The organism is Rhizobium sp. BK289 (genome assembly GCF_014193575.1).
Classification (GTDB): domain Bacteria; phylum Pseudomonadota; class Alphaproteobacteria; order Rhizobiales; family Rhizobiaceae; genus Rhizobium; species Rhizobium tropici_C.
The window spans coordinates 1-25,038 of the sequence record NZ_JACHZO010000004.1; the positions used below are offsets into that span (position 1 = coordinate 1).

The 25,038-nt window shown below is 59.8% G+C and carries 15 protein-coding genes and 1 pseudogene; 7 read left to right on the forward strand and 9 right to left on the reverse strand.

The genetic code is table 11. The annotated features are described in order from the left end of the window. Window positions 1-100: 100 nt before the first annotated feature. The 5 genes from FHT84_RS08555 to FHT84_RS08575 all read left to right on the forward strand — a co-directional run bounded on the left by FHT84_RS08555 (window position 101) and on the right by FHT84_RS08575 (window position 10,053). Window positions 101-409, forward strand: a complete 309-nt coding sequence (locus tag FHT84_RS08555; protein WP_113248733.1) for a hypothetical protein — start codon at window positions 101-103, stop codon at window positions 407-409. A gap of 428 nt (window positions 410-837) precedes the next feature. Then, on the forward strand, window positions 838-4,050 hold the full coding sequence (locus FHT84_RS08560; protein WP_183761789.1) for an alpha-1,4-glucan--maltose-1-phosphate maltosyltransferase: 3,213 nt from the start codon (window positions 838-840) through the stop codon (window positions 4,048-4,050). A 1-nt stretch (window position 4,051) separates the two neighbouring features. Continuing rightward, window positions 4,052-7,345, forward strand: a complete 3,294-nt coding sequence (gene treS / locus FHT84_RS08565) for a maltose alpha-D-glucosyltransferase (RefSeq protein WP_183761791.1) — start codon at window positions 4,052-4,054, stop codon at window positions 7,343-7,345. Then, window positions 7,342-9,579, forward strand: a complete 2,238-nt coding sequence (gene glgB / locus FHT84_RS08570; RefSeq protein ID WP_183761794.1) for a 1,4-alpha-glucan branching protein GlgB — start codon at window positions 7,342-7,344, stop codon at window positions 9,577-9,579. Before treS ends, glgB begins: the two co-directional genes overlap by 4 nt. A gap of 123 nt (window positions 9,580-9,702) precedes the next feature. Further along, window positions 9,703-10,053 (forward strand): response regulator, encoded by a 351-nt coding sequence (locus FHT84_RS08575; RefSeq protein WP_112341918.1) that lies wholly within the window; start codon window positions 9,703-9,705, stop codon window positions 10,051-10,053. A 62-nt stretch (window positions 10,054-10,115) separates the two neighbouring features. On the opposite strand, the gene treZ is transcribed toward FHT84_RS08575, so the two are convergent. After that, entirely contained in the window at window positions 10,116-11,876 is a 1,761-nt protein-coding gene (gene treZ / locus FHT84_RS08580) for a malto-oligosyltrehalose trehalohydrolase (protein ID WP_113249061.1), read from the reverse strand. A gap of 130 nt (window positions 11,877-12,006) precedes the next feature. Here treZ and treY point away from each other — a divergent pair, with 130 nt between their 5' ends. Both treY and glgX read left to right on the forward strand, forming a co-directional pair. Beyond that, window positions 12,007-14,481 (forward strand): malto-oligosyltrehalose synthase, encoded by a 2,475-nt coding sequence (gene treY / locus FHT84_RS08585; protein WP_183761797.1) that lies wholly within the window; start codon window positions 12,007-12,009, stop codon window positions 14,479-14,481. A gap of 96 nt (window positions 14,482-14,577) precedes the next feature. After that, window positions 14,578-16,647, forward strand: coding sequence for a glycogen debranching protein GlgX (glgX, locus tag FHT84_RS08590; RefSeq protein ID WP_183761801.1), 2,070 nt, complete (start codon window positions 14,578-14,580; stop codon window positions 16,645-16,647). Between the two features lie 121 nt (window positions 16,648-16,768). Here the strand turns inward: glgX and FHT84_RS08595 are convergent. The 8 genes and pseudogenes from FHT84_RS08595 to FHT84_RS08630 all read right to left on the reverse strand — a co-directional run. Further along, window positions 16,769-16,954 (reverse strand): annotated as a pseudogene (locus tag FHT84_RS08595) (FMN reductase); the annotation flags it as partial. 6 nt (window positions 16,955-16,960) lie between these two features. Continuing rightward, window positions 16,961-17,956, reverse strand: coding sequence for a ketopantoate reductase family protein (locus tag FHT84_RS08600; RefSeq protein WP_183761805.1), 996 nt, complete (start codon window positions 17,954-17,956; stop codon window positions 16,961-16,963). Between the two features lie 2 nt (window positions 17,957-17,958). Next, entirely contained in the window at window positions 17,959-19,155 is a 1,197-nt protein-coding gene (locus tag FHT84_RS08605; RefSeq protein ID WP_183761808.1) for an acyl-CoA dehydrogenase family protein, read from the reverse strand. Then, window positions 19,155-20,258 (reverse strand): LLM class flavin-dependent oxidoreductase, encoded by a 1,104-nt coding sequence (locus FHT84_RS08610; protein WP_112345894.1) that lies wholly within the window; start codon window positions 20,256-20,258, stop codon window positions 19,155-19,157. Before FHT84_RS08610 ends, FHT84_RS08605 begins: the two co-directional genes overlap by 1 nt. 140 nt (window positions 20,259-20,398) lie before the next feature. Then, window positions 20,399-21,490 (reverse strand): LLM class flavin-dependent oxidoreductase, encoded by a 1,092-nt coding sequence (locus tag FHT84_RS08615; RefSeq protein WP_112345893.1) that lies wholly within the window; start codon window positions 21,488-21,490, stop codon window positions 20,399-20,401. After that, complete coding sequence (locus FHT84_RS08620) at window positions 21,487-23,190, reverse strand: ABC transporter ATP-binding protein (protein ID WP_113248742.1); 1,704 nt, start codon at window positions 23,188-23,190, stop codon at window positions 21,487-21,489. The genes FHT84_RS08615 and FHT84_RS08620 overlap by 4 nt, the downstream gene beginning before the upstream one ends. Then, complete coding sequence (locus FHT84_RS08625) at window positions 23,169-24,017, reverse strand: ABC transporter permease (protein WP_113248743.1); 849 nt, start codon at window positions 24,015-24,017, stop codon at window positions 23,169-23,171. The genes FHT84_RS08620 and FHT84_RS08625 overlap by 22 nt, the downstream gene beginning before the upstream one ends. Beyond that, the gene (locus tag FHT84_RS08630) at window positions 24,014-25,024 is read right to left on the reverse strand and encodes an ABC transporter permease (protein WP_113249062.1); all 1,011 of its coding nucleotides are present in this window, start codon (window positions 25,022-25,024) and stop codon (window positions 24,014-24,016) included. The genes FHT84_RS08625 and FHT84_RS08630 overlap by 4 nt, the downstream gene beginning before the upstream one ends. Between the last annotated feature and the right edge of the window lie 14 nt (window positions 25,025-25,038).

The following is a 25,038-nucleotide window of genomic DNA, read 5'->3' on the forward strand; positions in this document are numbered from 1 at the left end:
AGCCGATCGGCGCAAACGCCGGTCAAAACATAACCGAACCCAAGGAAATTCCCGCAAATGCTGGTGTTTTGCCCCTTGAGTTCTTTCATTGGAGACAGCAATGGCGGACAACAGCACCACAACGATCAGAGCCACTTTCCAAACACGTCAGGCAGCCGATCTTGCCGTCGAGCATCTGGTTCAGCAGCATGGAATTTCGAGGCCGGACATTTTCGTTCAGTCGGCAAGCGACCGCAACACTGCAGGTTCAGCGCCCTCGGGTGGAGATGCCTCGCATGATGAGGGGGCTCGCGGTGACGCACCGCTTGCAGGCGAGATCGAGGTCTCGGCGGATATCGCCTCAAGCCAGGCCGCCACCGTCAAACGCAGTCTCGCAGATGCCGGTGCACTGCATGTATGGAGCCGCTGAGCATAGCCGGCAACCCCAATTCAGGGCAGCATCGCTCCTCACCGATTGTTGAGCAGCTTACGTCCTGTCTGTGGATCATTGCTTTTCCTGCATTGGTTTGATGACGACCTCCTCTGCATGACAGCATGTACTCTCGATGACCCAGATCGTATCGCACCCGCGGGATGCTATAGGGTCGAAAGCAGACTGCTGTGGGCAATGTACGGTGACGGCTGGCCTGAAGAGGAAACGCGCGAACGCTTTTAGCCAATCTATTGTGAACTGAAGTGAAAGCACGTTCGTCTGAATGGGGAACGATGCGCCTTTATGACTGGGTTGTTCAAATGGAAGTTGCTCGATTGGAGGGAACAAGCAAGTCGTTCGATGGTTGGTCTTGGTATCGCCGGGAGGGACAATTTATTTCCGCCTGATGCGTGGAGAACAGACTGATGACGTTTGCAGCCGAGTCGGCCGGGGCGTTTAGCCATCCGCGGATCTATTATGTAAATCCGTTGCTCCTAACTGGGCGAGACCAATGGAGCGAAGCTTTCGATCATGCAAGCACGCTCGGTTTCGATATCGTGCTTTCCGCCCCGCCCTTCCCCGACACGAGGAGTGCCGGTCTTTGCTCCACAGAGAATTACAAGCGATCGGATGCGGAGGCCAAACTTGAAGACGAAGTGAAGGAGGGTCTTTTCGCCCTGGCAAAAGATGCGCGCGAGCGCGGCGTGGGGCTTATGCTCGATCTCGCGGTAAAGCCGCGCGATGTAAGAACAGAGGTCTCGACCCCTCTCGACCCCCGGCGATCGCCGGGCTCTCCATCTCAGTCCCGCGCGCCATATTCGAGCGAGGTGACCGGCGAATGGGAAACGCACCTCGCAGACTTCGCGGCCTGCGGGATCATAGGGTATCGGGTCATTGGTCTTGACAGCCTGCCTGCTGATGGTTGGCGACGATTGATCGCCAGCGCAAAGATCGCCGATCCGAAAACGAGATTTTTTGCCTATACCCCGGGAACTGATTTCGCTTTTCGTTCAGAATTGCAAGACTGCGGGTTCGATGGGGCCTTTTCGTCGCTTGCCTGGTGGGATCTGCGCGAAAGCTGGTTCCTCGAGGAATATCGCCTGCAGCTCCCTTTCGGGCCACAGATCGCCTTTCCGGAAGCGCCGTTTGGAAGGCGACTGGCGCATGGCACCGAAAGCAGGGAAATCCGCGAGCGAAAATCACGCCGCGCTCTCCATCTTGCAGCCGAACTCGGCGACGGATTGCTTGTGCCGATGGGATTCGAATTCGGCGCCACCCTGCCGCTTGATCCGACATATGGTCATGGGAAGGGTTTGCGTGTCCTCAAAGCCGAGGGAGCCTACGATATCTCGACCGATATACGCGACCTGAATTCCGTTCCACGTGCGTCCACTCGATGGGTGCTCCTTCAATGTGAAACAACGAGCCAAGTCACGGTGATCGCGCAGGCCGACCGGTCTACATTGCGGGAGGCAGCGCATGCGCGGCTTCTCGCTGTCAACAGAAATCTGCGTCGTGTCGGGGAACTGCCTGACGACATCATGCATCGCTTGGCCTCGCCTTTCCTGCCTATCGAGGTGTCCGGCAGCCGAAGGATCGCTCCCGGCGCCGTATGTGCCGTTACAACGCAGGCCCACTCTATTGTTACGGCTGACGAAGGGGAGCTGTCTCTCGCTGAAGCGACAGCCTCTCCGCGCATCGCCATCGAAAATATTATGCCGCAAGTGGATGACGGACGTTTTGCGGTCAAGCGCATCGTTGGCGACACCGTGATCGTCGAGGCGGACATCTTTGCCGATGGCCATGATCTGCTGTCGGCCGCCCTTCTTTACCGCGCTCGCGATGAGCTTGAGTGGCGTCGAGCGAGAATGGTCCTTTCCGAAAACGATCGATGGCAGGGGTCCTTCCTGCTCGATCGCCTCGGGCGTTTCGATTTCAAGGTCGAAGCCTGGAAAAATCCCTTCGCTATCTTCCGCTACGAGCTTCTCAAGAAGAGCGAAGCGCGGCTCGATCTGCGGCTGGAGCTAATCGAAGGCGAAGAATTGATCCGGGATGCTGCAGCCGATGACGGCATACCGATGACAGACGAAACCAGGACAGAACTCGCGGCGCTGCTTGCCGAGCTTGAAAGGCGTGATGGGGAGGGCAAGCTTGAATTGCTGCTTGCCACACGAACAAACGAACTCATGGCGCTCGCCGACCGCCGTCCCTTTGCTTCGCACTCGCGGACCTATGGCATCGAAGCCGAACGCCGCGAGGCGGCCTTTGCAAGCTGGTATCAGATATTTCCACGCTCCCAGAGCGGGGACCCCAATCGCCACGGCACTTTCGAAGACGTCATCGCACGTTTGCCGGCCATCCGGGATATGGGTTTCGACGTGCTTTATTTCCCGCCGATCCACCCGATCGGCCACACCAACCGCAAGGGCCGCAACAATTCTCTTATCGCCGCTCCAACTGACCCGGGCAGTCCTTACGCGATTGGTTCGGAGGATGGCGGGCATGAGGCAATCCACCCCCTGCTTGGAGGATTCCATGACTTCGAGCATCTGATTACGGAAGCCAAGCGGTTCGGATTGGAGATTGCGCTCGATTTAGCGATTCAAGCCTCCCCTGACCATCCGTGGCTAAAGGAGCATCCGGGCTGGTTCGACTGGCGCCCCGACGGCACGATCCGCTATGCTGAAAATCCACCGAAGAAATACGAAGACATCGTCAATGTCGATTTTTACGCGCCGGAGGCGGTGCCGGCACTTTGGGCCGAACTTCGCGACATCGTCGAAATGTGGATCGAGGAAGGTGTCGACATCTTTCGCGTCGATAACCCCCATACCAAGCCTTTTCCCTTCTGGGAGTGGATGATCGGCGACATCCGCGCGCGTCATCCGAAGGTCGTGTTCCTTTCGGAAGCCTTCACAAGACCGAAGGTGATGTACCGGCTGGCAAAGGTCGGCTTCTCCCAGTCCTACACCTACTTCACCTGGCGCAACACAAGGGCGGAGCTGGAGGAATATCTGACCGAGCTTACTCGAAGTGAGGTCAGAGAATTCTTTCGCCCGCATTTCTTCGTCAACACGCACGACATCAACCCGGACTTCCTGCAGAACGCGCCGCGCTCTGCCTATCTCATCCGGGCCGCGCTGGCCGCCACACTGTCCGGGCTTTGGGGCGTCTATAACGGTTTCGAGCTTTGCGAAGGACGTCCGGATGCCAAGCGCAAGGAATATGCCGATAGTGAAAAATACGAAATCCGCGCCTGGGATTACGACCGACCGGGCAACATCAAGGCGGAGATCTCGATGCTCAACCGCATTCGCAGGGATAATTCAGCGCTGCATTCGCATCTCGGCCTGACCTTTCTGCCCTCGTCGAACCCCAACGTCATGTTTTTCGAGAAGGCAAGCGCCGGACGCCACAACGTTCTGTTTGTCGCCGTGACGCTCAATCCGCATGCGATAGAGGAAAGCAATGTCGAATTTCCGCTCTGGCGGTTCGGCCTGGCAGACGATGGCACAATCGTTTTCGAGGATCTCGTCAGTGGCCAAAGATTCAGCCGTACCGGGAAGTGGCAGATGATCAGGCTCGATCCAGCTCATTTGCCCTTTGCCATCTGGCGCGTCAGGGCAGGGGAGGTCTGAGATGGACACTGTTCACATGGCCGAGAGCGATAAACTTGCCGACGACCCACTATGGTATAAGGATGCGATCATCTACCAGCTGCACATCAAGTCATTTTACGATGCCAATGGCGATGGCATTGGCGACTTCGAAGGCCTGTACCAGAAGCTCGACTATATAGCTGCACTCGGCGTGAATGCCATTTGGCTCCTGCCGTTCTTTCCCTCGCCTCGGCGCGACGACGGTTATGATATCGCCGATTATCGCAACGTCAGCCCGGACTACGGGACACTCGAGGATTTCCGGAAGTTCGTGGCAGCGGCGCATGAACACAATATCCGCGTGATTATCGAGCTTGTCATCAATCACACCTCGGACCAACATCCCTGGTTCCAGCGCGCGCGGCAATCGCCTGCCGGAAGCCCCGAGCGAGACTTCTACGTCTGGTCGGACACCGACCTGAAATTTCCCGAGACCCGTATCATTTTTCTCGATACGGAAAAGTCGAACTGGACATTCGATCCGACGGCGGGCGCCTATTACTGGCACCGCTTCTATTCGCACCAGCCAGATCTCAATTTCGACAATCCGCTGGTCATGAAGGAAATTATCGATGTCATGCGCTTCTGGCTTGAGACCGGCATCGACGGCTTCCGCCTCGATGCGATCCCCTATCTTGTCGAGCGCGAGGGCACCAACAACGAAAACCTGCCGGAAACCCATCTGATCCTCAAACAGATCCGTGCGGCGCTCGATGCGACACATTCCGGCGTGCTGCTCCTTGCCGAGGCAAACCAGTGGCCGGAGGACACCCGAGAATATTTCGGCGACGGCGACGAATGCCACATGGCGTTCCATTTTCCTCTCATGCCACGCATGTACATGGCGATTGCCAAGGAGGACCGCTTCCCGATCACCGACATCATACGTCAAACGCCGGAAATCCCCGAAATCTGCCAATGGGCGATCTTCCTCAGAAATCACGACGAGTTGACGCTCGAAATGGTCACCGACGCTGAACGCGATTATCTGTGGGAGACCTACGCCTCCGACAAGCGCGCCCGCATCAACCTTGGCATCCGCCGGCGGCTGGCGCCATTGATGGAACGCGACCGCCGCCGTATCGAGCTCATGAATGCGCTGCTGCTGTCCATGCCGGGAACGCCCATCGTCTATTACGGCGACGAGATCGGCATGGGAGACAATATTTATCTCGGCGACCGGGACGGGGTACGCACCCCGATGCAATGGTCACCCGATCGCAATGGTGGCTTCTCGCGCGCAGATCCGGCACGGCTCGTATTGCCGCCGGTTGCCGATCCGCTCTATGGCTTCGAGGCATTGAATGTCGAGGCACAGGTGGCGGACGCGCATTCCCTGTTGAACTGGACGCGGCGAATGCTGGCGCTGCGCGGCCGCCACAGCGCCTTCGGCCGAGGCTCATTGCGCTTTCTGACACCGGCCAACCGGCGGATTCTGGCCTATTTGCGTGAATATGGTGACGAGGTCATTCTTTGCGTCGCAAACCTGTCGCGCGTTCCCCAGGCGGTCGAGCTTGATCTGCAGCAGTTCGAAGGGCGGGTTCCGGTGGAGTTGACGGGCATGTCGCCGTTCCCGCCGATTGGGCAACTCACCTACCTGCTCACATTGCCCCCTTATGGTTTCTTCTGGTTCCAGCTGAATGCCGACGCCGACGGACCAGGCTGGCGCACGGCACCGCCCGAGCAACTTGTCGATCTGGTGACGATCGTTATCCGGCGCAGCCTGACGGAGCTTGCCGAGCTGCCGCATCACACTGCGGTGCTGAGCAGGGATATCCTGCCGGCCTATCTTGCGAAGCGCCGTTGGTTCGGCGCCAAGGACCAGGCCCTGCAGGAGGCGAGGCTCGTTTCCGCGACGCCGATACCCTTTGCCGACGGCGTCGTGCTCGGAGAGATCGAGGTCGTGCTGCCGGATCATGTGGAAAGCTATCAATTGCCGCTCGCAGCTGAATGGGACGATACGGCGACCAACGTGCTCGCCCAGCAGCTTTCCCTTGCCCGTATCCGGCAGGGCAGGCGGGTTGGATTCCTGACCGATGGATTTGCCGTCGAGATGATGGCGCGCGGCATCCTTCAGGGCCTGTGCGACCGCTCGACGGTCAGCGGACGCACAGGCATGATCGAATTCATTGGTACCGATCGGCTCGATTGCCTGGCCTTGACCGAGGATATGCCGATCCGCTGGCTTTCGGCCGAACAATCCAACAGCTCGTTGCTCGTGGGCGACTTGGCAATGATCAAGCTGATCCGCCATGTCTTCGTCGGCGTCCATCCGGAAGTCGAGATGACGCGCTATTTGACGGAACATGGCTATGAGCATACTGCGCCTCTTCTGGGCGAGGTCGCTCGGACCGACGGCGAAGGTCGCCGATCGACGCTTATCATCGTGCAAGGCGCGATCCGTAACCAGGGTGATGCCTGGAATTGGATGCTGTCCAATCTGCGCCGCACCGCTGACGAGATCGTGATCACCGAGGCTGCAGTCGAGTCAGCCGATGAGCAGCTGCAGCCTCTTCTGCATTTCATTTCCATGGTCGGCGAACGCCTCGGAGAATTGCATGTCTTGCTGGCGCAGCCGACCGACGACGAAGCTTTTGCGCCACGTCGTGCGGATACACGCGATATCGCCGGCATTCGCAAAACCGTAACGGGCGAGATCACCTATGCTTTTTCCAAGCTGACCGGCCTTGAAGATAATGTCGAGCCGGAGATCGCAGAGCAAATATCCTTGCTGCTTGCCGAACGCGACAGGATCATCGAGCTTGCCAGTGCGCTGGCGGACCAGGCGAAAGGCACTTTGCTGACGCGCGCGCATGGCGATTTCCATCTTGGCCAGATCCTGGTGACCGAAGGCGATGCCGTTATCATCGATTTCGAAGGCGAGCCGGCGCGCAATCTCGCCGAGCGTCGCGCCAAGACGAGCCCGCTGCGCGACGCTGCCGGCCTGCTGCGGTCGCTCGACTATCTCTCGGCAACCGCCATGCTCGAAAACGACGCTATTTCGGATCATCATGATGCCCGCCGCAGACAGGTGATCCAGCGCTTCGCGGAAAATGCGGAGCTCGTTTTTCTGACGTCCTATATCGAGGCATTGGCGGCTTCGCCCGATTTGCCGAAAACGCCCGCCGAGGTGCGGCGGATCATCGATATCTTTCTTCTGGAAAAGGCCGCCTATGAGATCGCCTACGAGGCACGAAACCGTCCGAAGTGGCTACCGATCCCGCTGAACGGACTTGCCGCCATCATAGCCCGACTTTCGGAGAGCCGCTCATGAGCGACGTTGCCGACATTCTCAGCGGAGTGGATGCGGGTTCGATACATGCCCTGGTGGAGGGGAGGCACGGAGATCCCTTTTCGATCCTCGGCATGCACCAAGGTGTGGACGGCCGCTACAGCGTCAAGGCCTATCTTCCGGGGGCTTTGCGCGTTGAAATCCTCGATCGAGACAGCGATCGCGTTCTGGCATTGGCCGATCTCATCCATCCGGCAGGCTTGTTCGGCGCGATGCTTGCCGACCGCAACGCCTATTATCTGAGAATTCAATGGCCCGATGCGGTCCAGGTGATGGCCGACCCCTACAGCTTCGCGCCGTTGCTCGGCGATCTGGATCTCCACCTGATCTCGCAGGGCACGCATTACAGTCTCAGCGAAGCTCTCGGCGCCAATCCGATGACGATCGACGATGTCGCGGGCGTGCGCTTTGCGGTTTGGGCGCCGAATGCAAGCCGGGTGTCCGTAGTCGGTGACTTCAACGCCTGGGACGGACGCCGCCATCCGATGAGGCTCCGGCCGCAGGCAGGTGTCTGGGAGATATTCATTCCGCATATCACGGACGGCGAACGCTACAAGTTCGAGATTCTCGATCGCTTCGGCACCCTGCTTCCGCAAAAGGCCGATCCGGTCGCGCGGGCCGCGGAGCCGGCGCCATCGACGGCGTCCGTGGTGGCTTCGGCCGAGCCTTTCCGCTGGAACGATCATGGCTGGATGGACAATGGCCGAAGCACCGATCATTTCGCCAAGGCGCTTTCGATTTATGAGGTCCATGCCGGCTCCTGGCTGCGCAACATGGAAGATGGCGGCCGCGCGCTGGATTGGATCGAACTCTCGCAGCGGCTCATTCCCTACGTCCGCGAAATGGGTTTCACCCATATCGAGCTGTTGCCGATCATGGAGCATCCTTTTGGCGGATCGTGGGGCTATCAGCCACTCGGCCTGTTTGCGCCGACCGGGCGCCACGGCACGCCCGAAGATTTCGCATATTTCGTCGATCGCTGCCACCAGGAAGGGCTCGGTGTCATCCTGGATTGGGTGCCGGCGCATTTTCCGACGGATGTCTGGGGATTGGCGCGTTTTGACGGCACCGCGCTTTATGAGCACGAAGATCCGCGAGAGGGCTTCCATCGCGACTGGAACACGCTGATCTATAATCTCGGCCGCAACGAGGTCAAAGGCTTCCTGATCGCGAGCGCGCTCGAATGGCTTGAGCGCTATCATGTGGACGGATTGCGCGTCGATGCCGTCGCCTCCATGCTCTATCGCGACTATAGCCGCCCGGAAGGCGAATGGATCCCGAACCGCTACGGCGGGCGCGAAAACCTGGAAGCCATCGAGTTCTTCAAGCATCTGAACAGCATCGTTCACGAACGCTGTCTGCATGCACTGATGATCGCCGAGGAATCGACCGCTTTTCCGAACATCACAAAACCCGTAGCGGAAGGTGGGCTCGGCTTCGACATGAAGTGGAATATGGGATGGATGCACGACACGCTCCATTACATGTCCGACGACCCAGTCTATCGAAAGTATCATCATGGTTCGATGACCTTCGGCATGATCTATGCCTATAGCGAGCGCTTCATCCTGCCGTTTTCGCATGACGAAGTCGTACATGGAAAGGGCTCGATGCTCGCTAAGATGCCCGGCGATCAGTGGCAGAAGATGGCCAATCTCCGCTCTCTTTTCGGCTTCATGTGGGGGTACCCCGGTAAGAAGCTTCTCTTCATGGGCGGCGAGATCGGTCAATGGTCGGAATGGAGCCACGACAGTTCCGTGGAATGGGATCTCCTCGATGAACCGTCTCACGCCGGCCTGCAACGGCTGGTGCGCGATCTGAACCGGATCTACGGGTATTTTCCCTGTTTGCAGCATGGCGATACCGTGCCGGACGGCTTTGAGTGGGCGGTTGCAGATGATGCCGAACAGTCGGTTTTCGGAATGCTGCGTTTTGATGCCGGGCGGCGGTCGGCCATTCTGATCGTCTCGAATTTCACTCCGGTTTTCCGGGGCGGATACAGGGTAGGCGTGCCTTTTTCCGGCCTCTGGCGGCGGATACTCGATACCGATGACCCTGTTTATGGCGGAGCAGGTATCGGCTCTGGCGATCGTGTTGCCGGCGATTTTCCTGCGCATGGGCGCCGCCAGTCTCTTCTCCTCGATCTCGCGCCCCTTTCAACGGCGATGTTTGTCTTTGATCCCGAAGAGGCGACGAGGGGAGGTGAACAATCCTGAAAGTCTGCTGTCTTTGGAGGTTGGACAATAGTGTCGCGGAGGCGCATTCGACGGAACTGTCGGGTAGCGGACACCATCTTTCTTCCAATTTGATCTGTCTCTTGTTGCACGAGGAGGTTGCTAATGAAGATCATGATCGTCGAAGACGAGCCCTTGGTGGCACTCGAATTGGAGCGTATTGCTATCGAAGCCGGCCACGAAGTCGTAGGTCCCTTCATGACGGCGGAGCAGGCCCTGGCCTACGCGTCAAAGGCACGGGTGGCTTTCGTGGATCTCGGCTTGGCCGATGGCCATAGCGGAGCGGGACTCGCCCGCCGATTGACGGATCGGTTCGGGATAAAAGTCATCTTTGTGACCGGCAGCCCCGAACGGGTTGGATACGGCCTCGAAGGAGCAGTCGGAATAGTTGGCAAGCCATTTACCGACAAAGTGATCCTCGACGCCTTGGAGAAGGCGGAGCGCCTACAAGTCTAAACTCGCGGACCTCTAAGGTTTTCGAAGAGCGGCGCAAGCTTGTCGTTCAACTTGAACGTGGCTCAGGACAGGCTCCAAACAACGGCCCACGGTCCCAGCCGGTTGTCGGCTGTGCTGCCCGACGAGAAAAATGCTTGTCCCTCGGTCGGTCTTTTCAAAACGACTGGCGCGTTCGACAAGTTGGCTGCCAAATGAAGGTGTGTGGACCCCGTTTGCCAGCGCACTCGGACGGGAGAGGCGTCCGGATCATAGGTGGCCGGGCAACTATGCGCTTCAGCAAGGAGCGGCACGATTATTTCATGTCTGAGCCTTAGCAGCTGCCGGTAATAGTGGCCAATTCCCGGGTTCTCATTCATTTTATCCCAGCGCAATTTCGCGCTTCGGAAGGTAGCTTCGGCCGTCGGGTCGCACACATCCTCCGCTTCGAAGCCGGGCAGGCGCTTCAGTTCCTCCTTGCGGCCAAGCCTGATCTTGGCGTTGAGCTCCTCATCGAAGTCGCAAAAGAAGGGAAAGGGATCGGCAGCGCCCCATTCCTCACCCATGAACAGCATGGGGATCTGCGGCGAGAGAAGATAGATGGCTGCAATGGCCTTTATCGCCTCGATCGGATGGGAGGAAATCATGCGATCGCCGCGTGCCCGATTGCCGATCTGGTCATGGTTCTGGATGAAAGAAATAAAAGCCGATGGTGACAAGCCAGCGCTCGGCGATCCTCTTGGCCGGCCTCGATACTGCATATGCTCCCCCTGAAACGCGAAGCCTTCGGCAAGCGCGCGGCTCAGGCGTGGTCCCCAATCGGCATAGTCTTGATAGTAGCCGAAGATCTCGCCTGTGGCCGCTACATGAAGAGCGTGGTGGATGTCATCATTCCACTGTGCCGTAAAGTGGCGCGGCTTACCGTCTTCGCCGCGAGAGAGGAGAGCCGCGTCATTATCCTCGTTCTCGACGATCAGATGGACATAGCGTTCAGGGAAGGCGCTTCTGACGCGACCGGCAAGTTCGAGAAGGATATGCGGATCGCTGTCGTCCTTCATCGCGTGAACGGCGTCGAGCCGCAAACCATCCATCCGAAACTCGCTCAGCCAGTAGATTGCATTTTCGATGACGAAATCGCGGATGAAACGACTGCCTTCGCCATCGTAGTTCAGGCCCTTGCCCCAGACGCTTTCGTGCCGGTCGCCAAATATCGGCGCGTAGCGGGGCAGATAGTTCCCGTCCGGCCCGAAATGATTGTAGACCACATCGAGAAAGACGCAGATGCCACGCTCATGGGCTGCATCGACGAGCATTTTTAGATGCTCGGGACGGCCGTAGCTGCTATCCGGCGCATAGGGTAAAACACCGTCGTAGCCCCACCCATATCGGCCGCGAAAATCCGAAAGCGGCATGAGTTGAATGGCTGTTATACCGAGGCGTTGCAAATGGTCGAGCTTTTCGACGGCCGCCAGAAATGTGCCAGCTTCCGTGAAGGCGCCGACATGCAGTTCGTAGATGACGATTTCCTCCCAGCGGCGTCCCTTCCATCCCTGCGTTTGCCAGGCGAACGTTGGATCGATCAGCTCGCTCGGGCCGTGAACGTCTTCGGGCTGAAAGCGCGAGGCGGGATCCGGCACGGCAAACCCATCGGCCAGCACGAACTTATAGCGATCGCCGATCTGCGCATCCTTGACTTCGACGGCATGCCACCCGTCCTGGCTCCGCCGCATGGCCCATTCCCCGCGCTGCTCGATGCGGACGAGCGCGCGCTCCGCCAAGGGCGCCCACAGGCGGAACAAGACCGCATTTTCGTTGATTTGTGGTCCAAATGCGAAGCCTTGCTGCATGACACCCTGTCCGTCGATGACGCTGAAATTTTCCTGCATTCCAACACATCTTGACGGGAACGGTTCCTGAGGTGGGAACAGATCTCTTTCAGTTCCGTTCTTCAGAGCCCCCCGACGCAGCGAGGAAGCCATGACCGTCTTAACGTCCACCTATCGCCTGCAGTTTCGCGGAGATGTCACCTTTGACAAGGCAACGGAGCTGGTTCCCTATCTGAAAGATCTCGGTATCAGCCATGTCTATGCCTCGCCGATCCTTGCAGCGAAAAAGGGATCGACGCACGGATATGATGTCACGGATGCGAACGAGATCGACCCGGTGCTTGGCGGTCGCGAGCGGTTCGATGCTTTCTGCATGGCCTTGCAGCAGGCGAGCATGGGCTTGATCCTCGATATCGTTCCCAACCATATGGCCGCTTCCGTGGAAAACGCGTGGTGGCGGGACGTGTTGCAGCGAGGATCGGGCAGTGCCTATGCCGGCCATTTCGATATCGACTGGCGACGCAAGCTTACCTTGCCGCTTCTGGGACACCCATTCGAGGAAAGCCTGGCCGGGGCGGACTTTGATCTTCGCTACGAGCCTGCGGATGGGCGCATCTATTTGGCCTATTTCGACAATCTGCTTCCGCTCTCGGCTGAAAGTGCCGAGCGGCTGGCAGCGGACATAGGAATGGATGCGGAGCGGTTGCGCGCATTTTCGAGGGATGCGGCCGCGATGAGAAAACTGCTCGCGGAACAGCATTGGCAATTGCTCTATTGGAAAGATGCCGCCGAAAACCTCAGCTATCGGCGCTTCTTCGAGGTGGCGGGTCTGGTCGGAATGCGCGTGGAGGACGCGCGGGTCTTCGACGACACGCATCGGCTGATCATCGAATTGGTTCGCGCCGGACAGGTCCAAGGATTACGCGTCGACCATATCGACGGACTGGCCGATCCGAAGGGTTATCTCGAGCATTTGCGGCAAGCTGTCGGCCCGGACACGTTCATCGTAGTCGAGAAAATCCTTGCCCCTGGCGAGACGCTGCCGGCGGATTGGCCGGTGTCGGGAACGACCGGCTACGAATTCATCGCCGCCATGGCCGATCTCTTCGTGAACGAGGAGGGATTGCGCAAGCTGGATGAAGCCTACAGGTCCGTCAGCGAGGAGGATGCCGACTTTGCCGCAGGTTTGCGCAGGGCGAAGCTGTTGATGGTCGAGCGCAATTTCGCCGACGAGACGAGGCGTCTGGCGAGCCTGGCATGTTCGATTTTTCCCGATTTCGACACGGAGGAAATAGCGGCGGCGCTTCGCGAGCTGCTGGTCGCCTTCCCGGTTTACCGTACCTACGGCTATCGGGGAGCTGCATCGTCCGATGACGTGGCGGTCATCGAGAGTGCCTGCGAGAAGGTCCGAAGCCGATTGCCGACCATTGATGCCGTTAATGCGCTTGGCCGCCTTCTGAAAGGGGATGTTGCTGCAGCCGAAGCTCTGGAGTTTCGAGCCAGATTCCAGCAGCTCAGCGGTCCGATCATGGCAAAGGCAGTCGAGGACACGCTGTTTTATCGGTATAACCGCCTGATCGCATTGAACGAGGTCGGAGGCGAGCCGCATACGCCGCCGGGCTCGGTGGCGGCCTTTCATCAATTCATGACCGATCGATTTCGGCGACAACGCCGCGGCCTTTCCGCGACCTCGACGCATGATACCAAGCGGGGAGAAGACGCCCGCGCCCGCCTCTACGGACTGACGCAGGATACTGATGCCTGGATTGCCGGTGTCGAGCGGTGGCGCAACATGAATTCTCCTTTTCGTTCCAGCCTTGCCGATGGACCTGCGCCTGAGCCCAATATCGAATGGATGCTTTACCAGGCGCTTGCCGGCATCTGGCCGCAGGACATCGAGAGGGCCGATCGGAGCGCACTGAAGGAACGGTTTTGCGCCTATGCCTTGAAGGCCATCCGAGAAGCCAAGCTCCGGACGGATTGGATGGATGAAAATCCTTCCTATGAGCATGCGGTCCAGGCCTATGCCGCCGCCTCGTTTTCGGAGGATAGTCGGGAGTTCATCCGTGATTTCGACCGGACGCTGCGCCCTTTCATGGAGTTTGGTTTCCGCAATAGCCTGGCTCAGTTGCTGATCAAGCTCACGGCTCCCGGTATTCCCGATATCTATCAGGGTACCGAGGGTCTTGATTTCAGCTTAGTCGATCCGGACAATCGAAGACCGGTCGGCTATCTATGGACTGACACGGAAGCGGCCGGTCCCCTCGCGTCGGATGCGGCTTCCTTGAAACGGCACGTCATCCGTAAGGTGCTACGCTATCGTAATCAACATCCCTTGCTTTTTCTCGAGGGCGAATATGTGCCCTTGGAAACCAGCGGGCCACGAGCGTCCAATCTCGTGGCTTTCGCGCGCGTTCATGAGCGTGGGATAGCGATTACGATCGTGCCGCGCCTGGTCGATATGCCTTCATCGGATTTCTGGAAAGACACCGCTGTGACGATGCCGCGAGAGCTCAAGGGGCCGCTATACGATCTCCTGACGGATAAGCCTTCTGCAGCCGGCAATCTTCTGGCAGCGCAGCTGTTTGCCGATCATTCCCTATCGCTTCTCGTGGGAGATCGGTGACGATCCCGGCGTCTATACATGTGTAGTCCAGCTTCAAGGCCGGAACAAAGCGCTGCACGGGGTGTTTCTGCTGCGCAGCAACATCACGAGGATTCCATGACGGAAGGCGGCAAGAGGCATGCGATCGAGCCTGGAGATTACACACGCCTGGGAGCGAATTATGATGGACGAGGTGTCAATTTCGCACTTTTCAGCGCCTATGCGGAAAAGGTGGAGCTTTGCCTTTTCGACGAAAGCGGAAAGCAGGAGATCGAGCGGATCGCTCTGCCGGAATATACCCATGAAATCTGGCATGGCTATGTGCCTGGATTGAAGCCGGGTGCCTTGTACGGCTACCGCGTGCATGGCCCGTTCGATCCGTTAAATGGTCATCGCTTCAATGCGAGCAAATTGCTCGTCGATCCCTATGCCCGCGAGCTTGTCGGCAACATCGAATGGTCGCAAGCCCAGTTCGCCTATGGTCTGGATGATGAGCAAAAGGATCTTTCCTTCGACGAGACCGACAGCGCCGGACAAATGCCCAAATGCCGTGTGGTCGACCTCAAGAATGAAGCGCCGGATAAAAGGCCGTCGATCGCGTGGCCTGAGACCATTTTCTATGAGGCGCACGTCAAGGGAATGACGATGCTGCATCCGGCAATTCCGGAGCCGTTGCGTGGCACCTTTGACGGCCTGGGGCACGGGGCGGTCGTCGATTACATCAAGAGCCTCGGCGTCACCTCGATCGAGCTCCTTCCCATCCATTTCTTTCCCGATGACAGTCACTTGCTCGACAAGGGCTTGCGCAACTATTGGGGCTACAACACCCTTGCCTTCTTCGCGCCGGCAACTCGGTATTACGGGCCGAAAGGCCTTGAAGGCTTTCGCGACATGGTGCGTGCCTTCCACGATGCCGGTATCGAGGTCATCCTCGATGTCGTCTACAATCATACCGCGGAGGGCAATGAACTCGGTCCGACCCTTTCATTCAAAGGCATCGACAATTTCTCCTATTACCGCACCCTGCCGGACCAAGCCCGCTACTACATCAACGACACCGGCACCGGTAACACGATCAACACGTCGCATCCGCGCGTGCTGCAAATGGTGACGGACTCGCTGCGCTATTGGGTCGAAGAAATGCATGTCGATGGCTTTCGTTTCGATCTCGGCACCATTCTTGGCCGCGAACCTCAGGGTTTCGATCAGCGCAGCGGTTTCTTCGACGCGGTCGGCCAGGATCCGGTGCTTGCGAAAGTCAAACTTGTCGGCGAGCCGTGGGACATTGGTCCCGGCGGTTACCAGGTTGGGGGATTTCCGCCGGGTTGGGCGGAATGGAATGACAAATATCGCGATACGGTGCGGGATTACTGGAAGGGCACACCCGGCATGACAAGGGATTTTGCCGCCCGCATCTTAGGGTCGGGCGATGTTTATGATCTTCGCGGCCGCCGCCCCTGGGCGAGCGTCAATTTCATCGCCGCCCATGACGGCTTCACGCTCAATGATCTCGTCTCCTATAACGAGAAGCATAATGAGGCCAATGGCGAAGACAACAATGACGGCCATAATGACAACCGCAGCTACAATTACGGCGCTGAAGGTCCGACGAATGATGAAGCCATCAATACCGTTCGAGAGCGCCAGAAGCGCAATTTTCTCGCGACCCTCTTTCTATCGCATGGTACGCCGATGCTGCTCGCGGGTGATGAATCCGGCCGCAGCCAGATGGGCAACAACAATGGCTACTGTCAGGATAACGAACTCAGCTGGCTGCATTGGGACGATCGATATGGCAGCGCTGAAGCGCTTTATACCTTCGTCAAACGGCTGATCGCCTTGCGTCAGGCACATTCCATCCTCAGACGAGAAAATTGGCGCGACGGTCTGGTCGTCACCTGGCTCAATCCGAGCGGCGGCGAGCAGACGGATGAGCAATGGGACGATGAAGCAAATACGGCGATCGGCCTGCGCCTGTCGCGTAAGCAGCCCTTCGAAGAGGGCTGGGATGATGTTCTACTCCTTTTCAACCCCCATGACGGAGATGGCGATTTTACCTTGCCGGATGACAAACGCTGGGCCCTGGAGCTGTCGACATCCTGCCTCGATGAGCAGGGTCGAAGCGCAGTTGAGAAGAAAACTCTAAAACTTGAAGCCCGCAGTCTCTCACTTTTGCGGCCAGCCTGAAACAAGCGTGGGTGAAATGACAATGCACGTCGCAGTGAAGGAGAGATGTGCCGGGCATGTTTCAATGCGCGGCGATCCTCGCTGCCAAGATAGGAATACGACGACAATCGTTAGGAACGTTTCACTCGGCGGCAGCATGACTGGCCGTTGACGGGCGAAAGAAAGCGCCCAGTTCGCCCACTGCTTCCTCGATGCGTTTGGTCAGTTGTCCTGACGAGACGGTGTAGTCAGTGAAATCCCTTTCCGACGCATAGATGGCGGTCGGCAATGTATGTGCCATGAAGCACCCGAAAAGTGGGCGAACGCGGGCAAATCAAAGCGCCACCCCACCGGCAACGACGGAGCAGATCTCGGCGATATCCCTCGTGCCCGGTTGACGACCTTCGAGCGCAAGCCTTGCCGCCGCCTGCTGGAAGGCTGCATTGAGAGGAGCCGCTATGCCATGGATGCGCGCGAGCCTGACGATTTCGCCGTTCAGGTAATCGACCTCGCTTGAGGCGCCACGGGTGAAACTCTGCCAGGTCGATTGCTGGCCGGGCTTTATGCCGCTCTCGGGTGCGACGCGCCAGGACGAAATATCGATCGTCCATTCCGACGGTGCGGCCGGATCATAGCCGGCAGCCACCAGAACGGTGCGTGCCTCTTTCGCCAGGCTTGCTGCCGCCTTTGAATGAAGCTCGGGAGAACCGGCGAACAGCTCGACCGCATTGGTGACGTTATGCTCCAGCTTGGCAGCCTTCCATCGCCGGATGTCCGGACGCGCTTCGGCAAGATAGCCAGCCTTCGCAAGATCGGCGACGATCGACAGGGCCGTATCGTCGAGCCCCGCAGGGTAGCATCCAAGGGCGACGATGCCGACATTCGGCTCGCCCCCAACGACGACCTCGCCCGTGACCGTGTAGCGCGCCGGAATGCGAATACTGGCCGCATAAACGCGATCAAAGCGCCGCAGAGCAGTATCTTCCGCCGCCAGTCCATTCTGCAGCGTCACGAGCGGCAGTTCCGATGCGAAACCTGACCCCTCGACATCCCTCCAGGCCCAAAACTCGGTCGTGGCCTCGACATCCTGCGCCTTGACTGCGAGGACGAGGATATCGCCTTGCCGGAGCGCCGGCGGTGCGGCGGTATCGGCGGTGTTGAGCCGCACGATCCTGTTTTCCGCCGCGCGGCGATAGGAAAGGCCGTGCCTGGCAATATGTGCGATCTGGGCGCCGCGCCCGACCAGGACATAGGGGATGGCGTGCGTTTCGAACTCGGCCGCAAGGCTCGCGCCAACCGCACCGGCGCCGATGATGATGTAGCGTGTCATGATCAGGCCGTTTTCAATACGGTGAAATTGAGCGGAGGAGCCGAAGGCGTGTCCTTTTCGCTCTTCCAGCGTTCGAAAGCTGCGCGCCCGAGGATGGAGATGGATGTGTCCTCCTGCGGGGCATGGACGAGCACCGACTGAATGTCACGGAAGTGGCGCTCCAGTCCCAACTCGTTTCCGAGACCGGGATTGCCGATTCCGCGAACGGCAACCTGAACCGCGTCGCGCAGCTGCCGGCCCGCGATCAACCGGGCCCTTATATGCTTCTCGGCATCGGCATGCTTGTCCTTCAGCGCATCGAAAATAATCTGCCGGGCACCGGACACCAGCAGATCGATCTCGCCGGAGAGCGTCACGAAGCGTTCCGTGCGGGCGATCGGATGGCCAAGGTTGGTTGGAACCCGCTCGTGGGCAAAGCGGATGAATGCTTCCTGAGCGGCCTCGGCCACCCCGAGATAAAGCGCAGTCAGTGCCAGCGTGATTGCTGCATGCGCGCGATTGTCCTGCTGTGCAATGGATGGATCGACGAGGTCGATGACGTTCTCGAGCGGGATCTCGACGTCGGTATAGTCGACGTCGTGGGAGCCGGAGGCGCGCATGCCAAGGCTGTTCCAGTTCTCGATGACGCGGATGCCTGGAAGCTTGTTCGGCACGACAAATGTTCCGACGCGGGCCGGCGTTTCATCGGTGTGCGCCCAGACCAGAAAATGCGTCAGCCCGTGGGCACCGGTGACGAACCGTTTGCGGCCGGTGATCGACCAGCCGGAGGCGGTGCGGCGGGCGAGTGTCGCCGGCAGGCCGCCGCGGGCGGGCGAGCCGAGCTCGGGCTCGACGCGTGCGGCGTTGATCAGCAGCGGATGCTCTTTGGCCTGCGCAAGCAGGCGCTTGTAGAGATCCTCCGGCCAATGGCTTTTCGTTGCCTGGCCGAGATGGTTGAAGATCGTCATCGCGCTGATGAGCGCGACCGACGGATCACCCCGGCCGAGCGCCGCGAGAATCGTCGCGACCTCGTATAGGGTTGCGCCGGCGCCACCATATCTCGCTGCGACGGTGCTTTCGAGCAGGCCGCTTTGATGAACCGCGCGGATGCCGACCCATGGGAAGTCCCCGGTCCGGTCCGCCTCCGGGGCAGCGTCCGCAAGAGCACGCGTCGTCGCCTTCAGCTGGCTTGGATCGAAAAGCGTGTCATCGGCGATCATCAGGCCGCGGCCTTCTTCTTTGCCTCTTCCCGTTCGCGTATGCCCTCGCGCACCAGCGGCAGGATGTAGCGGCCGTAGTCGACGGCGTCGTTGAAGTTGTCGTAGCCGCGGATAGAGATCAGGTCGGCGCCGAGATCGATATAGTCGAGGATCGAATCGGCAATCGTGCGCGGCGATCCGACAAGCGCGGTGGTTGCCCCGGAGGCATTGGTCGCCGTAACCGTCGGATACCACAGGGCGCGATCATGGACGTCGCCGCGTGCGGCAATGTCGAGAAGCCGCTGCGATCCGACATTGGCGGGGCGAGGGGCGGTGGGCGGCGCGCGATGAAGGCCCCTTTCCCGGTTTTCCTTAAGGCGATCGAGGACCCGGTGAGCTTTTTCCCAGGCCAGTTCGTCGGTCTCTGCAACGATCGGGCGGAAGGTCACCCAGATTCGAGGCCGATCGGTCCTACCGGCCTTTGCTGCCTCGGCATAGATCCGCTCGATCTGCTGCTTGGTTTCCGCCAGAGGCTCGCCCCACAGTCCGAAGATGTCGCAGAGAGAGCCGCCAATGCGGTAGGCGGCGTCCGATGATCCGCCGAGCGAGATCGGGATCAGTCCGTGCGTCGGGCGAACGGCACTGCGAAACTGCTTGAACTGGTAGTATTTGCCGTCGAAATCAAAGGGCTCCGTTGAGCTCCATGCAAGCCGCAGGATACGGATATATTCCTCCTGCCGCTCGTAGCGCTGCTCCTTGTTGAGGAAGTCGCCCTCGCGCGCCTGCTCGTCATCGCTGCCGCCGGCAATGAAGTGGACGACCACGCGCCCGCCGCTCAACTGGTCAAGTGTGGCAAGCGATTTGGCCGCAACTGTCGGATAGACGGTATTGGGCCTGAGCGCGACGATGATCTTGATGTTCTTCGTATGCGCAAGGACGGTGGCGCCAATGGTGAATGGGTCGAAGGAGGAGGACGAGTAGGGGATCAGCGTATAGTTGAAGCCGTAGTCATCGAGCGCGCGTGCATAGCGCTCGAGATAGCTGGGATCGACCGGAGCGTCCGGGATGGGATTGAGATCGTTCGAGGCGTTGGGAAAGCTAACGCTGATGAATTCCGCGGACATGGGAGCTCCTCTGATTGTCGAATGTTGGACAAAGTTAGGCGGCAGCTAAGGAGTAAGGAAGACAGGTCTTTCTATTTCCATTGAAACTATAGAAAATATTCCCTAATCGCTCCCGCGGAAGATCTGGCCGGGCGGCGGCCTTACCAGTCGGGCGACCAACCGAGGCTTGGAGCGACGGTTTCAGCAAGATCGGTGAGCAGCCGGATGTTCTCGGCAAGGTCAAAGGCAGGCGGCAGAAAGAGGACGACTTCGTCGGCCGCGGCAAGGCCGGGATCACTGAGCACCGCTTCGATGACCTGGTCCGGCGTGCCGTGAAAGACCGGTGAGATCTGGCTTCCTGGCGGCTGGTTGGTCCGCGAGCTCGGCTCAAGCGCGCCCTTCGGCCGCGATGCCGCAATGCCTTGGGTGCGACGCTCGAGATCATAGGCGGCGTATTTTTCGCGAAGGTCCGGCGTGGTGCCGACCAGGATCGACGCTGCCACAGCAACAGGCGGCGGCTCGCTTGTCCGTTCCCTCCGCCAGGTGGCTCGGAAAGCCTCGATGCAGCGCGCCTGATAATCTCCGAAGCTCTCACCTTCGGCGTGGTCATGCTGTACGGTTCCGGCGATCAGCCCGATGCCGAGTTCGGCGGCTTGTATCGCCGATCCGAAGCTGGCGGAGCCCTGTCTGATGCGTGAACGAAGGGTCGGACTATGCGGCGTCACTCTGAGTTGGCTGCCCTCCGCGGCACCCTGGCCGGGTCCTGCGATGGTGTGCAGAACTTCGCCTGCGATCGCGGAAAGAAAACGGGCCTGACGGCGCTTGGCTTCCGTCCGGGCATCGGTATCGACCGTGCCGAAGACCGCATCGAAGGCGGCGTTGGAGCCGGTCGAGATCGCCAGTTCCAGCCGGCCGCCGATCAGGAGATCTGTCGTGCCTGCGGCTTCCGCCAGCAGGATGGGATCCTGATAGCGCATCGGAATGACGGCCGAACCGAGAACGATATGGCTTGTGTGCTGGCCGGCTGCGGCAAAGAAGGGGAGCGGCGAGGACAGATAATGGTCGAAATGGCGCTGATAGGCCCAGCCCGACTGGTAGCCCAGGCGTTCGGCCGCCTTGAAAAGTTCGATGCCCTCCCGCAAGCCGTGAGCAGGCCCGGTCTCGTCGTTGAACGAGACGCGCGTGTTGAAGCCAAGCCGCTTCTTCGGACGGAATGACGCGGACGGCGCCGCGGCGGGGGCGATGACGGTCATGCAATCTTTTCCTTGTTGAATATCTGCCGGTGCTGCGGGGGGTGGGTGCGTGTGAAACGTGCAGCACCCGAAGGGATCGATTCCAGCAGCGAGCGCGTATAGGCCTGGCGGGGGGTGTCGAAGATCTCACCCACGGTGCCATGCTCGACGATGCGTCCGCGCTGCATGACCGAGACCGTGTGGGCAAGCTGGCGCACGAGCGCCAGATCATGCGACACGAAAATATAGGTAAGGCCAAGCTTGACCTGCAGCGACAGCAGCACCTCGACAATATCGGCCTGAACGCTGACGTCGAGCGCAGAGGTAGGCTCGTCAAGCACGATCACGTCAGGTTTCAGGACAAGCGAGCGGGCAATGGCGACGCGCTGGCGCTGGCCGCCAGACAAGGCGGCGGGCTTGCGGGACAGGAGATGCTCTCCCAGCCCGACGTCCGCAAACGCCTTGCGCACCGCAAGCGCCCGCTCCTGATGGGTCCCGATCTTGAAGCGGTCCAGCGGCTCGCGCACGAGCCTCTCGATGTTCCAGGTCGGATCGAGCGATGTGAAGGGGTTCTGGTAGACGAGCTGCAGGTGCCGCCAGACAGAGCGCAGCTGTTCGGGTGAGCGACCGTTGACCTGTTCGCCGCCGACCGCGATCTTCCCGGCGTCGGGCTGCTCAAGCCCGAGCAGAAGCCGGATCGCCGTTGTCTTTCCGGATCCCGATTCACCGACCAGCGCATGCGTCGTTCCCGCCTGAACGTCGAACGAGACGTCGTTGACGGCGGTCAGCACCTTGCCGTCGACGGTGAAGGTCTTCGTTACGCCGCTGACCTCGATCTTCGGTGTCTTGTCACGCAGCGCGCCAAGATGCCGGAAACCGGGCTCCCGCAACGGCCGGTACCGGTCCGGGTTGAGTGCCGGCACGTCGCCGTGAAGTTTTCTGGCGTAGGAGGAGGACGGCGCGGAAAATATCGTAGCGGTACTGCCAGCCTCCTGGACGATGCCGTCCTTGAGGACCACGATGGAATCCGCGCGCTCGGCTGCGATCGCCAGGTCATGGGTGATGAGGAGAAGGCTGATCTGCAGTTCCTCCTGCAGCTTCGACAACAGGTCGAGAATACGCTTCTGGATCGTGACATCGAGCGCGGAGGTCGGCTCGTCTGCGATCAGCAGCGACGGCCGCGGCAGAACGGCGAGCCCGATCAGCACGCGCTGGAGCATGCCGCCGGAAAGCTGATGCGGATAGGAGTCGTAGACGCGCTGCGGATTGTCGAGCCCGACCTGTGCGAATGTCTCAAGAACGAGTGCCCTGCGAAGTGCCTTGTCCGCTTCGTCCAGCAGTGCGGCCGCTTCCATTGCCTGCGCGCCGATCGTGCGGACCGGGTTTAGGGAGTTGCCGGGGTCCTGCGGCACGAAGCCGATCCTGCGTCCTCTGAATGGACGGAAGCGGCGCTCCGGAAGCCCCAGGAGCTCCTGGCCCTCGAATTCGACGCGGCCCGTGGCGTGTCCCGCTGCGGGAAGCAGTCGCAGGGCGGCGCGGGCGATGGTCGACTTTCCCGATCCGGATTCGCCGATCAGCGCGAGACCTTTGCCGCGTCCAAGCTCGAAGCCGACATTGCTGACGACCATATGGGTGCCGTAGGCGACCGACAATCCTTCGGCCCGCAGCAGCGGGGTCGATGGGCGGTTTGAAAGCATGGTCAGTCTGTCTTGCGGAGCCATCGGCTGATCCTGTTTACAGAGAGGACGGTTGCGATCGTGACGAGGGCCGGGGCATAAACCAGCCAGGGCCATTTGAGGTAATCCTTGCCGATCGAGATCAGCAGACCCCAGTCGGAAGCCGGCGGCGGATCGCCGTAGCCAAGGAAGGCAAGGCTGGCGATCACCAGAATGGAATCGCCAAACTGCAGGACGGCAAGCGGCAGCACCGATCGCGATGCGTTCGGAAGCACGTGGCGCCATAGAATGTGCCAGCGCGAGCCACCGAGGAGGAAGGACGATTCGACGAATGTGGCCTGTCGGGTCTTGATGACTTCGGAGCGCATCACCCGGGCAAACAGCGCAACGGCTGAGACGCCCGTCGCGATTGCCGCATTGGTCGTGTCGAAACCGATTGCGGTGACGACGATGACCGCCAGCAGGAATTTGGGGATGGCCAGCAACACATCGACGAGACGGGCAAAGACCGTATCCACCCAGCCGCCGAAGAAACCGGCCAGCAGTCCGATAATTCCGCCGGCGACGACGCCGATGACGACTGCAATCAGTGCGCTCGCCACCGAAGAAGCCGTGCCATAGACGACGCGTGTATAGAGGTCGCGGCCGAGATGGTCAGTACCGAACCAGTGTGCCGCACTTGGGCCGAGCAGCTTTTGGGCGGGAGTGCCGTTCACCGGATCGTAATGGGTAAACAGGCTGGGCGCCAAAGACCAGCAGATCGCGAGAGCAACGACCAGGAACGAAAGGATGACGACGGGCGGCACGCGCAGGCCCGTCAGACGGCTGAGCGCGGTCGTGCGCGGGGCGGAGGAAACAGAGGCAAGCGTCATGGAGTCACCCCCTTGGAGATGGGGAGAGAGCTGTCGTCGGCGGTCGTCGGACGGCGGTCCTGCCCGCCGAGAAGTTTGACGCGCGGATCGAGCAGCGGATAGGTAAGGTCGGCGATCAGGTTGACGACTACAAAGACCACTGCGGCAAGCGAGACGACGGCTTGCAGGACCGGCAGGTCCTGCGTGCTGACCGACCGCTGCACCAGGCTGCCGAACCCGTTTCGGCCAAACACCGTCTCGGTGATCAGCGAGCCCCCGAGCAATTCGCCGATCGTCAAAGCGACGACCGTGATGACCGGAAGCGATGAGGGCTTGAGCAGGTGCATGACGAAGAGACGCATCTGGCTGAGCCCGCGTCCACGTGCGACGGCGGCATAATCCTGACTGGATTCATGGTCGAGATTGGCAATCAGGACTTCGGCGATCTGTGCCGAGATCGGAATGCCGAGGGCGATCGCCGCGAAAAGCGTTGCCCAGAAACTGTCGGGCTGGATGACGCGAAAGACGCCGAGCTGAAAACCGAAGAGATGAATCAGCACCAGGCCCATCACGAAGTTCGGAACCGACAGAAACAGCGATGGGAAGCCGCGGAGCAGTCCCTGGCCAAACCGCCGGGGCAGAAATTGCGTGCCGTAGGCGATGATTGCCGCCAGGAACAGCGCAACCGCGAGCCCCGCCGAGGCAAGCACGAGTGTCGACGGCAGAACCTCCGCAATCAGCGTCGCCACCGGCCGGTTGGTTCGCATCGACAGACCGAGATCGCCGGTCACGAAGCCGGAGAAGGCGTTCCAGAGCTGCACGGGGACCGGCTTGTCCAATCCCTGCGCGGCGATGATTTCCTTGATCTCATCCGGGGTGAAGCCGTTCTGCGGGTTGTTCAGGACGTTGGTAATCGGATCGCCGGGCAGGATACTGACGACGACAAAGGTGAAGACATAGGACAACAGGATCACGACGATCGCCTGCAGGAGCCGCTTTCCGGCATACTCGAAATAGGCTTTTCTCATGCCCATCACCTCTG